Below are 14,382 nucleotides of genomic sequence, written 5' to 3' on the forward strand. Positions count from 1 at the left end.
TTTACTGCGCAGCTGGTTAATCGCTGCGCGGTCAACTCCCCCGAGGAGCTGAATGAAATGAAAGATTTACTTAATCTGTTGAAATCCCAGGGACAGAACGACGAGTTTGACTCGATCCGTATCGGTCTGGCATCGCCTGAGATGATCCGTTCCTGGTCTTTTGGTGAAGTTAAAAAGCCAGAAACCATCAACTACCGTACCTTCAAGCCTGAGCGTGACGGTCTGTTCTGTGCCAAGATCTTTGGTCCGGTTAAAGACTATGAGTGTCTCTGTGGTAAGTACAAGCGTCTCAAGCACCGCGGTGTCATCTGTGAGAAATGTGGCGTTGAAGTTGCGCTGGCTAAAGTTCGTCGTGAGCGTATGGGTCACATCGAACTGGCGTCTCCTGTTGCCCACATCTGGTTCCTGAAGTCACTGCCGTCCCGTATCGGTCTGATGCTGGATATGACCCTGCGTGATATTGAGCGGGTCCTGTACTTCGAATCTTTTGTTGTTATCGATCCCGGTATGACTACGCTTGAGCGCGGTCAGCTGATGAACGATGAGCAGTATTTTGAAGCACTTGAAGAGTTTGGTGATGACTTCGATGCCCGTATGGGTGCTGAAGCTATTCAGGAGCTGCTGAAGTCTATCAATCTTGCGGAAGAGATTGAGGTGATGCGTGAAGAGCTGCCTGCAACTAACTCTGAAACCAAGATCAAGAAGCTCTCCAAGCGCCTTAAGCTGCTGGAAGGTTTCTACACCTCCGGTAACAAGCCTGAGTGGATGATTCTGAGCGTTCTGCCGGTTCTGCCGCCAGATCTGCGTCCGCTGGTACCACTGGATGGCGGCCGTTTTGCTACGTCCGACCTGAACGATCTGTACCGACGGGTAATCAACCGTAACAACCGTCTGAAGCGTCTGCTGGACCTGAGTGCGCCGGATATCATCGTCCGTAACGAAAAGCGTATGTTGCAGGAATCTGTTGATGCGCTGCTGGATAACGGTCGTCGTGGTCGTGCTATCACCGGTTCTAACAAGCGTCCTCTGAAGTCCCTGGCCGATATGATCAAGGGTAAGCAGGGTCGTTTCCGTCAGAACCTGTTGGGTAAGCGGGTTGACTACTCCGGTCGTTCGGTCATCGTGGTGGGTCCATACCTGCGTCTGCACCAGTGTGGTCTGCCAAAGAAAATGGCGCTGGAGCTGTTCAAGCCGTTTATCTTCTCCAAGCTGGAGCTGCGTGGTCACGCGACTACCATTAAAGCTGCTAAGAAGATGGTTGAGCGCGAAGAATCACTGGTTTGGGATATTCTGGATGAAGTTATCCGTGAACACCCAATCATGCTGAACCGTGCACCAACCCTTCACCGTCTGGGTATCCAGGCGTTTGAGCCGGTACTGATTGAAGGTAAGGCGATTCAGCTGCACCCACTGGTGTGTGCTGCCTACAACGCCGACTTTGACGGTGACCAGATGGCGGTACACGTACCGCTGACGATTGAAGCGCAGCTGGAAGCCCGCGCGCTGATGATGTCGACCAACAACGTGCTGTCGCCTGCCAACGGTGAACCTATCATCGTGCCGTCACAGGACGTGGTACTGGGCCTTTACTGGATGACCCGTGACCGTATCAACGCTCAGGGCGAAGGTATGATTTTCGCTGATATCAAAGAGGTTCAGCGTGCTTACGGTGCCAAACAGGTTGATCTGCAGGCTAAAGTAAAAGTCCGCATCAGCGAGACTATCCGCGACATCATCGGTAACGAAGAGCACCGTACAACCATTCAGGACACCACTGTTGGCCGTGCCATGCTGTTTGATATCGTGCCTAATGGTTTGCCGTTTGAACTGGTTAACCAGGCGATGACAAAGAAGGCGATCTCCCGTCTGATCAACACCGCCTACCGTATCGTCGGTCTGAAAGATACGGTTATCTTTGCTGACCAGGTGATGTACATGGGCTTCCGCCAGGCAACTGTCTCTGGTTCTTCTATCGGTGTTAACGACTTCGTTATCCCGGATGAGAAGGTCGATATCATCACCTCGGCTGATGCTGAAGTGAAAGAGATCGAGATGCAGTATGCCGACGGTCTGGTTACCCAGGGCGAGAAATACAACAAGGTTATCGACATCTGGTCTCGTGCCAACGAGATTCTGGCTAAGAAGATGATGGATAACCTGAAGAAGGAAGAGGTGATTAACCGTCACGGTGAGCTTGAAGCTCAGGACTCTTTCAACTCTGTTTATATGATGGCCGACTCCGGTGCCCGGGGTAGTGCTGCACAGATTCGTCAGTTGGCCGGTATGCGTGGTCTGATGGCGAAGCCGGATGGCTCGATCATCGAAACGCCGATCACCGCGAACTTCCGTGAAGGTCTGAACGTACTGCAGTACTTCATCTCTACACACGGTGCGCGTAAAGGTCTGGCGGATACCGCACTGAAGACTGCGAACTCCGGTTACCTGACCCGTCGTCTGGTAGACGTAGCGCAGGATCTGGTTATCACTGAAGAAGATTGTGGTACCGAAGAAGGTCTGGTCATGCAGCCGCTGATTGAAGGTGGCGATGTTGTGGTCGGTCTGGGTTACCGTGTACTGGGTCGTACCGTCGCACACGATGTTATGGATCCGACCGGTAAAGAGGTGCTGATCGAAGCCGGTACGCTGATGGATGAGGCGTGGGTTAAGCGTCTTGACGATGAAGAGCGTTACTCCTCTATCGATGAGATTATTGTGCGCAGTGCGATCACCTGTGAAACGACCTTTGGTCTGTGTTCTAAGTGTTATGGTCGTGATCTGGGTCGTGGTCACCGGGTTAACCCGGGTGAAGCGGTCGGTGTTATCGCTGCACAGTCTATCGGTGAGCCGGGTACTCAGCTGACCATGCGTACGTTCCACATCGGTGGTGCGGCATCACGGGCAGCTGCAGTCGACAGCGTTCAGGTTAAGAACTCCGGTGAGATCCGGATGCACAACCTGAAATCGGTAGAGAAAGCCGATGGTTCTCTGGTTGCAACCTCCCGTTCAGGCGAGCTGGGTGTGACCGATGAGCATGGTCGTGAGCGTGAGCGTTATAAGCTGCCGTACGGTTCTGTTATTAAGGTTAAGGATGGTGATCGCGTTGAAGCGGGCTCTATCGTTGCTAACTGGGATCCGCATACCCACCCGATCATCTCTGAGGTGGCGGGTAAGCTTGAGTTTGTGGGTATTGATGCCGGTGTTACCGTTAAGCAGCAAACTGATGAACTGACAGGTCTGTCGACTATTGAGGTGCTTGATCCGGCTGTGCGTCCTGCAGCGGGTAAAGAGATCCGTCCGCTGATCCGCCTGGTTGATGCTGCGACAGGTAAAGAGCTGTTCCACCCGGGAACCGACTCTCCTGCGCAGTACCTGTTGCCAGCGAAAGCGATCCTCAACCTGAACAACGGTGCTGAGGTCGGTATCGGTGATGTTCTGGCACGTATTCCACAGGAAGGTTCTGTGAACAAGGATATCACCGGTGGTCTGCCACGGGTTGCTGACTTGTTTGAAGCGCGTAAGCCTAAAGAGTCCTCAATCCTGGCGGAAGTGTCCGGTACCATCACGTTTGGTAAGGAAACCAAAGGTAAGAAGCGTCTGGTAATCAGTCCGCCGAATACTGATCCTATCGAGCTGATGATTCCGAAGTGGCGTAACCTGAACGTATTTGAAGGTGAAACCGTTCAGAAGGGTGAAGTTATCTCCGACGGTCCGTCTAACCCACATGATATCCTGCGTATCAAGGGTGTGGCAGAGCTGGCGAAGTACATTACCTCTGAGATTCAGGACGTTTACCGTCTTCAGGGTGTAGGTATCAATGATAAGCATATTGAAGTGATCGTGCGTCAGATGCTGCGTAAAGTTGATATCACCGCCGGCGGTGACAGCTCGTTCATCAATGGTGAGCAGGTTGAATACCATCAGGTGGTTGAAGAGAACAAACGTCTGGAAGCTGAAGGTAAGATGCTGGCTAAGTATGATCGTGTACTGCTGGGTATCACCAAGGCATCTCTGGCGACTGAGTCCTTTATCTCTGCGGCGTCCTTCCAGGAAACAACCCGCGTACTCACAGAGGGTGCGGTGTGTGGTAAGAAAGACTACCTGCGCGGCCTGAAAGAGAACGTTGTGGTGGGTCGTCTGATTCCGGCTGGTACCGGTCTGGCATACCACAAAGCGCGTAAGCGTAAGGCGATGAAGGCTGATGATAACGTTTCTGTCAGTGCAGAAGACGTTCAATTGGCTCTGACTGCAGCCTTGAACCAGGCAGCGATGCCTGATTCAGAATAATGAATCTGGACAGCCCCGGATTAGTTTTCGGGGCTGTCTGCAGGGTTCATATACAGGTAATGCTTTGCGGTGATCGAAAGAAAGATCCAAAAAGTGTTATCTATTATCTGGTCGAATATTGACCTGATGGGCCGGGATTGAGTACAATCTCGGCCCTTTCGTGACAGGAGTGAAAAAAATCCTGTTTTTTAATGCTTAATAAAAGCGTGGAGTTTGCTTAATGGCAACTATTAACCAGCTGGTACGACAGCCGCGCAAGCGCAAAGTGGTAAAGAGTGATGTACCTGCATTGCAGGCATGTCCTCAGCGCCGTGGCGTTTGTACCCGCGTCTATACAACAACCCCTAAGAAACCGAACTCAGCACTGCGTAAAGTGTGTCGTGTTCGTTTGACAAACGGATATGAGGTTACTTCCTACATCGGTGGTGAAGGTCATAACCTGCAGGAGCACTCTGTTGTTCTGATCCGTGGTGGTCGTGTAAAAGACTTACCGGGTGTTCGTTACCACACAGTACGTGGCGCACTGGATACCAGTGGCGTTAACGACCGTAAACAGGGTCGTTCTAAGTACGGTACCAAGCGTCCTAAGTCTTAAGGTTTACGGGACGGCGACAGAAGTCAGGCACCGGCTGTTAGAACAGCCCGCTATACAACTAGAGCTAGACCGCAAGCAATAAGAGTAAGGTCAGGTATCAATTCCTGAAATAACCTGAAGACCTGTAGATAAAGGGGCTTATCATGCCAAGAAGAAGAGTTGCGGCAAAACGTGAAATCCTGCCGGATCCTAAATTCGGTAACATTACACTGGCAAAATTTACTAACCACCTGATGATCAGTGGTAAGAAATCGGTTGCCGAGAAGATTGTTTACGGTGCACTGGACACAGTTGCTCAGCGTACTGGTGAAGATGCAATCGAAGCATTCAATAAAGCACTTGAGGCTATCCAGCCAATGGTTGAGGTTAAATCTCGCCGTGTGGGTGGTGCAACCTATCAGGTGCCTGTAGAAGTTCGTCCTTCCCGTCGTATGGCTCTGGCTATGCGTTGGTTGGTTGATGCTTCTCGTAAGCGTGGTGAAAAATCCATGGCGCTGCGCTTAGCCGGTGAAATCGGTGATGCAGTAGAAGGCCGTGGTGCAGCTGTGAAGAAACGTGAAGACGTTCACCGCATGGCTGAAGCGAACAAAGCATTCGCTCACTACCGCTTCTAAGCTTTTGATAAAGCTTTTGATGTCAGTTCCGAGGATTGAGTTTTGGCTCGTATAACGCCTATTAACCGGTACCGAAATATCGGTATCTGTGCCCATGTTGATGCTGGTAAAACCACCACCACTGAGCGTATTTTGTTCTACACCGGGATGTCCCATAAGATCGGTGAAGTGCACGATGGCGCAGCGACCATGGACTGGATGGAGCAGGAACAGGAGCGTGGTATCACTATCACCTCCGCTGCGACCACCTGTTTCTGGAGTGGTATGAGCAAGCAGTTCGATCAGCATCGGATCAACATTATCGACACCCCCGGGCACGTTGACTTCACCATTGAGGTTGAACGTTCCTTGCGGGTGCTTGATGGTGCGGTTGTGGTGTTATGTGCGTCCTCAGGTGTTCAGCCTCAGACCGAGACTGTATGGCGTCAGGCCAATAAGTATGAAGTACCGCGCATGGTGTTCGTCAACAAGATGGACCGTGCCGGTGCTGATTTCTTTATGGTTGTCGAACAGTTGAAAGAGCGTCTGGGTGCTCATGCTGTACCGATCAATTTTCCGATCGGTGCCGAGGACGAGTTTAAAGGTGTTATCGATCTGATTCTCATGAAAGCCATCATGTGGAATGAAGCGGATCAGGGGATGACATACGAGCTTTCTGAGATCCCGGCTGAACTGCAGGAAAGAGCTGAAGAGCTGCGCGAGCAGATGATCGAAGCGGCTGCAGAAGCATCCGATGAGCTGATGGATAAGTACCTCGAAGGAGGGGAACTGTCCAATGAAGAGATCAAGGCGGGTCTGCGTCGCCGTACCCTGGATAACGATCTTGTTCTGATGCAGGCTGGTTCTGCATTTAAGAATAAGGGCGTACAGGCAGTGCTGGACGCAGTCATTGAGTTTATGCCGTCGCCGGTAGAAGTTAAGGCGATAGAGGGTACGCTGGATGACGATGAAACCCTTGAAACTCGCGAAGCGGATGATTCTGCACCTTTTGCAGCGTTAGCTTTTAAAATTGCAACGGATCCATTTGTTGGTACCCTGACGTTTGTTCGGGTGTATTCCGGCGTACTCGCCTCCGGTGACAGTGTGGTTAACTCTGTCAAAGGGAAGAAAGAGCGCGTAGGGCGAATGGTGCAGATGCACGCTAATAACCGTGAAGAGATTAAAGAGGTTCGCGCAGGCGATATCGCGGCTTTGATCGGGATGAAAGATGTAACCACCGGAGATACCCTGTGTAATCCTGATCATAAGATCATTCTGGAGCGCATGGAGTTTCCTGAACCGGTTATCTCTGTAGCGGTTGAGCCCAGATCACAGGCAGACCAGGAAAAAATGGGTGTCGCGCTGGGCAAACTTGCTCAGGAAGATCCCTCTTTCCGGGTAGCAACTGATCCGGAGACCGGTCAGACAATTATCTCTGGTATGGGCGAATTGCACCTGGATATTCTGGTGGATCGTATGAAGCGTGAATTCAGCGTGGAAGCGAACATCGGTAAACCGCAGGTAGCCTATCGCGAGAAAATCCGTCAGTCTGTTGATGCAAACCACAAGTTTATTCGTCAGTCTGGTGGTCGTGGTCAGTATGGCCATGTAGTCATTGAGTTTAGTCCGTCTGATAAGGAAGGGCTCGAGTTCATCAATGAGGTTGTTGGGGGGGCTATTCCTAAGGAATACATTCCGGCAATCGAAAAGGGTGTGCAAGAGCAGATGAAAAACGGCGTTATTGCCGGCTATCCGCTGATCGGCCTGAAGGCCCGTCTGTATGATGGATCCTACCATGAAGTTGACTCTAACGAGATGGCGTTTAAAATTGCAGCCTCTCAGGCGCTTAAAAAGTATGCACAGGAAGCAAGTCCCTGTCTGCTTGAGCCGATGATGAAGGTTGAAGTTGTAACGCCCGAAGATTACATGGGTGACGTGATGGGTGACCTGAACCGTCGTCGTGGTCTGGTTCAGGGTATGGAAGATTGCAGTTCTGGTAAGATAATCAATGCGCAGGTTCCACTGGGCGAGATGTTTGGTTATGCTACCGACCTGCGTTCGGCTACTCAGGGTCGTGCAACATACTCAATGGAATTCTTTGATTACGCTGAAGCGCCAAATAATGTCGCTCAGGCAGTAATCAATGCAAGATAATTTGCCCAATATATTAATGAGGAATTAATCGTGGCTAAAGCACAATTTGAACGTAACAAACCGCACGTTAACGTTGGTACAATCGGCCACGTTGACCACGGTAAAACAACTCTGACAGCTGCACTGACACGTGTATGTTCTGAAGTTTACGGTGGTCAGGCTGTCGCATTTGACGGTATCGACAATGCGCCGGAAGAGCGTGAGCGTGGTATCACTATCGCAACCTCTCACGTTGAATACGATTCTGAAATTCGTCACTACGCGCACGTTGACTGCCCGGGACACGCTGACTATGTGAAGAACATGATCACCGGTGCTGCACAGATGGACGGTGCGATTCTGGTATGTGGTGCGACTGATGGCCCTATGCCACAGACTCGTGAGCACATCCTGCTGTCTCGTCAGGTTGGTGTACCTTACATCGTTGTATTCCTGAACAAAGCTGACCTGCTGGCTGAAGATTGCGGCGGTGTTGACTCTGAAGAATACGCTGAGATGCTGGAACTGGTTGAAATGGAGCTGCGTGAGCTGCTGGATCAGTACGACTTCCCAGGCGACGACACTCCAATCATCGCGGGTTCTGCGCTGATGGCGCTGAACGGTGAAGATGAGAACGAGCTGGGAACTACTGCTGTTAAGAAGCTGGTAGAAGCGCTGGATTCTTACATTCCTCAGCCAGAGCGTGCAATCGATCTGCCATTTCTGATGCCAATCGAGGACGTATTCTCTATCTCTGGTCGTGGTACTGTAGTAACAGGCCGTGTAGAGCGTGGTATCGTTAAGACTGGTGAAGAGATTCAGATCGTTGGTATCCGTGACACTCAGTCTACTACCTGTACAGGTGTTGAGATGTTCCGTAAGCTGCTTGACGAAGGTCGTGCAGGTGAGAACATTGGTGCGCTGCTGCGTGGTACTAAGCGTGATGATGTTGAGCGTGGTCAGGTACTGGCTAAGCCAGGGACTATCACTCCTCACACTCGTTTCGAAGGTGAAGTATACGTACTGTCAAAAGATGAAGGTGGTCGTCACACACCATTCTTCAAAGGCTACCGTCCACAGTTCTACTTCCGTACAACTGACATCACCGGTGCTTGTGAGCTTCCAGAAGGCGTTGAAATGGTAATGCCGGGCGATAACATCAAAATGGATGTTACCCTGATCAACCCAATCGCGATGGAAGAAGGTCTGCGCTTTGCGATCCGTGAAGGCGGCCGTACTGTTGGTGCAGGCGTTGTTGCTAAAATCATCGAATAATCTTCGCTGATATAAAAAAAGACTCCTTCGGGGGTCTTTTTTTGTTTTGGGCTTTTTTGTTTTTTGATATGGCTGGAGTTCGGTGTATTTCAAGTCTGTGTGCGGCCATATCAAAAGTCGCATCGTAAATCCTGGCGCAATGAAACATTGCTTGGTTTTACTCGCTCGCATTTGAGTCCGCAAATGGTGGGATAGATGATCACTTCGTAGTATCTGCTTCTGTAAATGAGATAAAAGTGGGTGCTTCGTAACTCTCTTTTTCTTGAATGCTGGCCCTTCATTTGGCTTTTTGTTTATCAGGCTTTCTTCGTTAGTCATTGCTCAAAAAACGGGCTGTATAATTCGTAACCGATACTGGCTTGACTTGGGGGTATGAGGTATGTAGAATGCGCTACCCCGTTAAATGGGGTTAGGTGGCGAAAGCCTTTTTTTAATTCTAGGAATTGTGGTCAAATGCAAAACCAGAAAATCAGAATCCGTCTGAAGGCTTTTGATCATCGCCTGATTGACTCTTCCGCTCAGGAGATCGTTGAGACTGCTAAGCGGACAGGTGCTCAGGTGCATGGTCCGATCCCGCTTCCTACTCGCAAAGAGCGTTTTACCGTTCTGATCTCTCCTCACGTGAACAAAGATGCACGTGATCAGTATGAGATCCGTACTCACAAACGCGTTCTGGACATCGTTGAACCAACAGAAAAAACTGTTGATGCGCTGATGAAACTGGATCTTGCTGCGGGTGTTGAAGTGCAAATTAGCCTCGGCTAATTAGACGATTGCGTAGATGAGTACATCTACGTGTGGAATGCCTTTTAGGCAGCCATAGCGGGTTTTAGCCCCGTACACAACTGGCAATGTGAGGTTTATAAAATGTCTGTATCTTTAATCGGACGTAAAGCAGGTATGACTCGTGTCTTCACAGAAGACGGCGTGTCAGTGCCAGTCACTGTCATCGAGGTGGAACCGAACCGCGTAACACAGGTTAAGACCGAAGAGACTGATGGTTATTCTGCTGTGCAGGTAACTGTAGGTACTCGTCGTGCTAGCCGCGTTACGAAAGCTGCAGCTGGTCATTTTGCGAAAGCAGAGACCGAAGCAGGACGTGGTTTGTGGGAGTTCCGTCTGTCAGGTGACGAAGAAGTAAATGTTGGTGATCAACTGACTGTTGAGCGCTTTGAAGCGGGTCAGAAAATTGATGTAACCGGTCAATCTAAAGGTAAAGGTTTTCAGGGCGGTATTAAGCGCTGGAACTTCTCCATGCAAGATGCGACGCACGGTAACTCTCTTTCTCATCGTGCTCCTGGTTCTATTGGTCAGTGTCAAACTCCTGGTCGCGTGTGGAAAGGCAAGAAGATGGCAGGACACATGGGTGCTGAACGTGTAACCGTTCAATCCCTGGAAATTGTTCGCATCGATGCCGAGCGCAATCTGCTGTTAGTAAAAGGTGCTGTACCTGGTGCTACCGGCGGCGACGTAATCGTTAAATCAGCTGTTAAAGCTGGTGCCTGAGGGGGTTTGAAATGAATCTGAATCTTGCAGGAGCTGGAGGAAGCGTAGAAGTTTCCGATCTGGCGTTTGGTAAAGAATTCAATGAATCACTGGTTCATCAGGTTGTTACGGCATACCTGGCCGGTGGTCGTCAAGGCACCAAGGCTCAGAAAAACCGCGCCGCTGTAAGCGGTGGTGGTGCTAAGCCATGGCGTCAAAAAGGTACTGGCCGCGCGCGTGCCGGTACTATTCGTAGTCCTCTGTGGCGTACTGGTGGCGTAACATTCGCTGCTCAGCCACGTGACCACGCTCAAAAAGTTAACAAGAAAATGTATCGCGCTGCGATGCGTTGCATCTTGTCTGAGCTGGTTCGTCAGGAGCGTCTGGTTGTTGTTGAAAACTTCCAGGTAGACGCGCCTAAGACTAAGCAGTTTGTTGCTAAGCTGAACGAGCTTGAGCTGACTAGCGCGCTGCTTATCACAGAAGACGTAGAGCAGAATCTGTATCTGGCCGCACGTAACGTACCACACGTTGACGTTCGCGATGCAGCTGGCATCGATCCTGTCAGCCTGGTTGGTTTTGAGAAGGTTGTTGTGACTGTTGCTGCTCTCAAGAAAATTGAGGAGGCGTTAGCATGAATCCAGGACGCATCTATCAAGTACTGCTAGGGCCACATATCTCTGAGAAAGCAACGATTGTTGCTGAAGGTTCTCAGCAGGTTGTATTCCGTGTAGCAACTGATGCAACTAAGCCTGAAATCAAAAAGGCTGTTGAACAGTTGTTCGACGTAAAAGTAACTGGCGTGAACATCGTCAACGTTAAGGGCAAAACAAAGCGCACACAGCGCGGTGTTGGTAAGCGCTCTGACGTTCGCAAGGCATATGTATGCCTGGCTGATGGTCATGACATCGACTTTGTCGATGGCGAATAAGAGGGGTTACAAGAATGGCTATTGTTAAATCTAAACCGACCTCCGCTGGACGCCGTCACGTAGTTCGGGTAATTACACCTGATCTGCACAAGGGTAAGCCTCACGCTGCTCTGGTCGAGAAGAAAAGCAAATCCGGTGGTCGTAACACCTATGGTCGCATTACGACTCGTCACATTGGTGGCGGTCATAAGCAACACTACCGTGTAATCGATTTCCGTCGCAACAAGCTGGATATCCCTGCTACCGTTGAGCGTCTGGAATATGATCCAAACCGCTCTGCGCACATCGCTCTGCTGATGTACGCTGATGGTGAGCGTCGCTACATTATCGCCCCTAAAGGCGTGAAAGCCGGTGACACTCTGATATCTGGTCAGAATTCAGATATTAAACCAGGTAACTGCCTGCCACTGCGTAACATCCCTGTTGGTAGCGTTATTCACTGTATCGAGATGAAGCCAGGTAAAGGTGCTCAGATTGCACGTTCTGCTGGTACATCTGCACAGCTGATTGCTCGTGAAGGCGCTCACGCGACTCTGCGTCTGCGTTCAGGTGAGATGCGTAAAGTGCTGGTTGACTGCTGCGCGACACTGGGTGAGGTCGGTAACTCCGAGCACTCTCTGCGTCGTCTGGGTAAAGCTGGTGCTACGCGCTGGCGTGGTGTTCGTCCTACCGTTCGTGGTGTGGCGATGAACCCGGTAGATCACCCGCATGGTGGTGGTGAAGGTCGTACATCCGGTGGTCGTCATCCTGTGACTCCATGGGGCGTTCCGACTAAAGGTAAGAAAACTCGTTCGAATAAGCGTACCGATAAGATGATCGTACGCCGTCGTCAAGCGAAATAATCAGAGGATACAGCTGTGCCACGTTCACTGAAGAAAGGTCCTTTTATCGACCTTCACCTGTTGAAAAAGGTAGAAGCTGCAATTGAGGCCAATGATCGTCGTCCGATCAAAACCTGGTCTCGCCGTTCTACAGTTTTTCCAAACTTCGTAGGACTGACGATTGCAGTTCATAATGGCCGTCAGCACGTACCGGTGTTTGTCACCGAGGATATGGTTGGTCATAAATTAGGCGAGTTTGCTGCTACCCGTACGTATAAGGGTCATGCTGCAGACAAGAAAGCTAAACGCTAATCGGGAGTTAAGAAAATGGAAGTAGCCGCTAAGCATAAAGGCGCCCATATCTCCGCTCAGAAAGCGCGTTTGGTTGCCGATCAAATCCGCGGAAAGGCGGTGGGTGAAGCCCTGAATATTCTGGCTTTCAGCCCGCAAAAAGGTGCGGTGCTTGTTAAGAAGGTACTTGAGTCTGCTATTGCTAACGCAGAGCATAACGAAGGTGCTGATATTGATGAGCTGCGTGTTTCACAGATCTTCGTTGACGAAGGTATGACTATGAAGCGCATTAGACCGCGTGCGAAGGGTCGCGCTGACCGTATTTTGAAGCGCACCTCCCACATCACCGTCAAGGTAGCTGACTGCTAGGAGATACCACATGGGTCAGAAGGTACATCCAACAGGTATTCGACTTGGGATTGTTAAAGATCACACTTCAGTGTGGTACGCAGACAAGAACGAATACGCTAATAAGCTGTTGAACGACCTTAAGGTACGTGAGTATCTGGAAGGCGAATTAAAAGCAGCATCTGTAAGTCGCATCGAAATCGAGCGTCCTGCACAGAATGCTAAAATCACCATTTTCACTGCCCGTCCAGGCATTGTTATTGGTAAAAAAGGTGAAGATGTAGAAAAACTGCGTAACGCTATCACTAAAATGATGGGTGTTCCGGTTCACATCAACATCGAAGAGATCCGTAAACCAGATCTGGATGCCAAACTGGTTGCTCAAAGCGTAGCAAGTCAGCTGGAACGTCGTGTTATGTTCCGCCGTGCTATGAAGCGTTCTGTACAGAATGCTATGCGCCAGGGTGCTGAGGGTATCAAGATTCAGGTAGGTGGCCGTTTGGGCGGTGCAGAGATTGCACGTTCCGAGTGGTACCGCGAAGGTCGTGTGCCATTGCACACCCTGCGTGCTGATATCGATTACGGTACTTATGAGGCGCACACTACTTACGGTGTGCTTGGTATTAAAGTCTGGATCTTCAAAGGTGAGATTCTGGGTGGCATTGAAGAAGTGCGCGCACAGAAAACTGCTCAACCTAAGAAGAAAGGTTCAAAGTAGGGGTAATTATCAATGCTGCAACCTAAGAGACTTAAATTCCGCAAAGTTATGAAAGGCCGCAACCGCGGTCTGTCAGAGCGCGGTAGTGCAGTCAGCTTCGGTGAGATTGCACTCAAAGCGACCGAGCGTGGCCGTATTACGGCACGTCAGATTGAAGCTGCTCGTCGTACCATGACTCGTCACGTAAAGCGTGGTGGTAAAATCTGGATTCGCGTGTTCCCGGACAAGCCAATCACAGGTAAGCCGCTCGAAGTGCGGATGGGTAAAGGTAAGGGTAGTGTTGAATACTGGGTATGCCAGATCAAACCAGGTAAAGTGCTGTTCGAAATGAGCGGTGTGCCTGATGAGCTGGCTACTGAGGCATTCAATCTGGCTGCGGCGAAACTGCCGCTCGCTACCACCATTGTTAAACGGACGGTGATGTGATGAAAGCAACTGAACTGCGCGAACAATCCGCTGAAGAGCTCCAGCAAACTCTGCTGGGTCTTTTAAAGGATCAGTTCAATCTGCGTATGCAGAAGGCAACTGGTCAGCTGGCTCAGAATCATATGCTGGGTCAGGTGCGTCGCGATATCGCGCGCGTTAAGACCGTACTGAATCAGAAAGCAGGTAACTAATATGGCTGCAGAAAAACGTACACGTACTGTGACCGGTAAAGTTATCAGCAATAAAGCTGACAAAACTATTACCGTTCTGGTAGAGCGCAAAGAGAAGCACCCTATTTATGGGAAATTCGTAACTCGCTCCACTAAGCTGCATGCGCACGACGAACAGAATGAATGTCAGATGGGAGATACAGTGACTGTTGCTGAATCCCGTCCGCTTTCAAAAAGTAAGTCTTGGACGCTAGTTAAGATTGAAGAACAGGCAGTAAAGGTGTAATATAACGCACCTTTGCTTCTGGCAGG

General features: G+C 50.3%; 16 protein-coding genes. All 16 read left to right on the forward strand.

Annotated elements, in window-relative coordinates; genetic code table 11:
* The first annotated feature begins 57 nt into the window (after window positions 1-57).
* Window positions 58-4,284, forward strand: coding sequence for a DNA-directed RNA polymerase subunit beta' (rpoC, locus tag Q0499_RS15705; protein ID WP_299201000.1), 4,227 nt, complete (start codon window positions 58-60; stop codon window positions 4,282-4,284).
* Between the two features lie 220 nt (window positions 4,285-4,504).
* Window positions 4,505-4,879, forward strand: coding sequence for a 30S ribosomal protein S12 (gene rpsL, locus Q0499_RS15710; RefSeq protein WP_091362262.1), 375 nt, complete (start codon window positions 4,505-4,507; stop codon window positions 4,877-4,879).
* 143 nt (window positions 4,880-5,022) lie between these two features.
* A complete protein-coding gene (gene rpsG, locus Q0499_RS15715; RefSeq protein ID WP_299201002.1) occupies window positions 5,023-5,493 on the forward strand; it encodes a 30S ribosomal protein S7 in 471 nt (156 codons plus the stop codon).
* Window positions 5,494-5,535: 42 nt separating this feature from the next.
* Window positions 5,536-7,626, forward strand: a complete 2,091-nt coding sequence (gene fusA, locus Q0499_RS15720; protein WP_299201004.1) for an elongation factor G — start codon at window positions 5,536-5,538, stop codon at window positions 7,624-7,626.
* A 30-nt stretch (window positions 7,627-7,656) separates the two neighbouring features.
* Window positions 7,657-8,880, forward strand: a complete 1,224-nt coding sequence (gene tuf, locus Q0499_RS15725) for an elongation factor Tu (protein WP_299201006.1) — start codon at window positions 7,657-7,659, stop codon at window positions 8,878-8,880.
* A 453-nt stretch (window positions 8,881-9,333) separates the two neighbouring features.
* Entirely contained in the window at window positions 9,334-9,645 is a 312-nt protein-coding gene (gene rpsJ / locus Q0499_RS15730; RefSeq protein WP_036511965.1) for a 30S ribosomal protein S10, read from the forward strand.
* 102 nt (window positions 9,646-9,747) lie between these two features.
* Entirely contained in the window at window positions 9,748-10,386 is a 639-nt protein-coding gene (gene rplC / locus Q0499_RS15735; RefSeq protein WP_091361866.1) for a 50S ribosomal protein L3, read from the forward strand.
* Window positions 10,387-10,397: 11 nt separating this feature from the next.
* Entirely contained in the window at window positions 10,398-11,003 is a 606-nt protein-coding gene (rplD, locus tag Q0499_RS15740) for a 50S ribosomal protein L4 (RefSeq protein ID WP_299201010.1), read from the forward strand.
* Window positions 11,000-11,296, forward strand: a complete 297-nt coding sequence (rplW, locus tag Q0499_RS15745; protein ID WP_299201012.1) for a 50S ribosomal protein L23 — start codon at window positions 11,000-11,002, stop codon at window positions 11,294-11,296. Before rplD ends, rplW begins: the two co-directional genes overlap by 4 nt.
* Before the next feature lie 14 nt (window positions 11,297-11,310).
* The gene (gene rplB / locus Q0499_RS15750; protein WP_299201014.1) at window positions 11,311-12,138 is read left to right on the forward strand and encodes a 50S ribosomal protein L2; all 828 of its coding nucleotides are present in this window, start codon (window positions 11,311-11,313) and stop codon (window positions 12,136-12,138) included.
* 15 nt (window positions 12,139-12,153) lie between these two features.
* Window positions 12,154-12,429: a 30S ribosomal protein S19 gene (gene rpsS / locus Q0499_RS15755; RefSeq protein ID WP_091361858.1), complete on the forward strand. Its 276-nt coding sequence runs from the start codon at window positions 12,154-12,156 to the stop codon at window positions 12,427-12,429.
* 15 nt (window positions 12,430-12,444) lie between these two features.
* On the forward strand, window positions 12,445-12,777 hold the full coding sequence (gene rplV / locus Q0499_RS15760) for a 50S ribosomal protein L22 (protein ID WP_091361855.1): 333 nt from the start codon (window positions 12,445-12,447) through the stop codon (window positions 12,775-12,777).
* A gap of 10 nt (window positions 12,778-12,787) precedes the next feature.
* Window positions 12,788-13,474, forward strand: coding sequence for a 30S ribosomal protein S3 (gene rpsC / locus Q0499_RS15765; RefSeq protein ID WP_299201018.1), 687 nt, complete (start codon window positions 12,788-12,790; stop codon window positions 13,472-13,474).
* 12 nt (window positions 13,475-13,486) lie between these two features.
* Window positions 13,487-13,900 carry a 50S ribosomal protein L16 gene (gene rplP, locus Q0499_RS15770; RefSeq protein ID WP_091361850.1) on the forward strand — a complete coding sequence of 138 codons (414 nt, stop codon included), beginning with the start codon at window positions 13,487-13,489 and terminating at the stop codon, window positions 13,898-13,900.
* Entirely contained in the window at window positions 13,900-14,091 is a 192-nt protein-coding gene (rpmC, locus tag Q0499_RS15775) for a 50S ribosomal protein L29 (protein WP_091361848.1), read from the forward strand. The genes rplP and rpmC overlap by 1 nt, the downstream gene beginning before the upstream one ends.
* Window position 14,092: 1 nt before the next feature.
* A complete protein-coding gene (gene rpsQ / locus Q0499_RS15780; RefSeq protein ID WP_091361846.1) occupies window positions 14,093-14,356 on the forward strand; it encodes a 30S ribosomal protein S17 in 264 nt (87 codons plus the stop codon).
* The last annotated feature ends 26 nt before the right edge of the window (window positions 14,357-14,382 follow it).

It is taken from the genome of uncultured Amphritea sp., from assembly GCF_937127095.1.
Classification (GTDB): Bacteria; Pseudomonadota; Gammaproteobacteria; order Pseudomonadales; family Balneatricaceae; genus Amphritea.

Coding starts and splice junctions, on each gene's coding strand:
- rpoC (WP_299201000.1), top strand. CDS start 58: ATGAAAGATTTACTTAATCTGTTGAAATCCCAGGGACAGAACGACGAG.
- rpsL (WP_091362262.1), top strand. CDS start 4,505: ATGGCAACTATTAACCAGCTGGTACGACAGCCGCGCAAGCGCAAAGTG.
- rpsG (WP_299201002.1), top strand. CDS start 5,023: ATGCCAAGAAGAAGAGTTGCGGCAAAACGTGAAATCCTGCCGGATCCT.
- rpsJ (WP_036511965.1), top strand. CDS start 9,334: ATGCAAAACCAGAAAATCAGAATCCGTCTGAAGGCTTTTGATCATCGC.
- rplC (WP_091361866.1), top strand. CDS start 9,748: ATGTCTGTATCTTTAATCGGACGTAAAGCAGGTATGACTCGTGTCTTC.
- rplD (WP_299201010.1), top strand. CDS start 10,398: ATGAATCTGAATCTTGCAGGAGCTGGAGGAAGCGTAGAAGTTTCCGAT.
- rplW (WP_299201012.1), top strand. CDS start 11,000: ATGAATCCAGGACGCATCTATCAAGTACTGCTAGGGCCACATATCTCT.
- rplB (WP_299201014.1), top strand. CDS start 11,311: ATGGCTATTGTTAAATCTAAACCGACCTCCGCTGGACGCCGTCACGTA.
- rplV (WP_091361855.1), top strand. CDS start 12,445: ATGGAAGTAGCCGCTAAGCATAAAGGCGCCCATATCTCCGCTCAGAAA.
- rpsC (WP_299201018.1), top strand. CDS start 12,788: ATGGGTCAGAAGGTACATCCAACAGGTATTCGACTTGGGATTGTTAAA.
- rplP (WP_091361850.1), top strand. CDS start 13,487: ATGCTGCAACCTAAGAGACTTAAATTCCGCAAAGTTATGAAAGGCCGC.
- rpmC (WP_091361848.1), top strand. CDS start 13,900: ATGAAAGCAACTGAACTGCGCGAACAATCCGCTGAAGAGCTCCAGCAA.
- rpsQ (WP_091361846.1), top strand. CDS start 14,093: ATGGCTGCAGAAAAACGTACACGTACTGTGACCGGTAAAGTTATCAGC.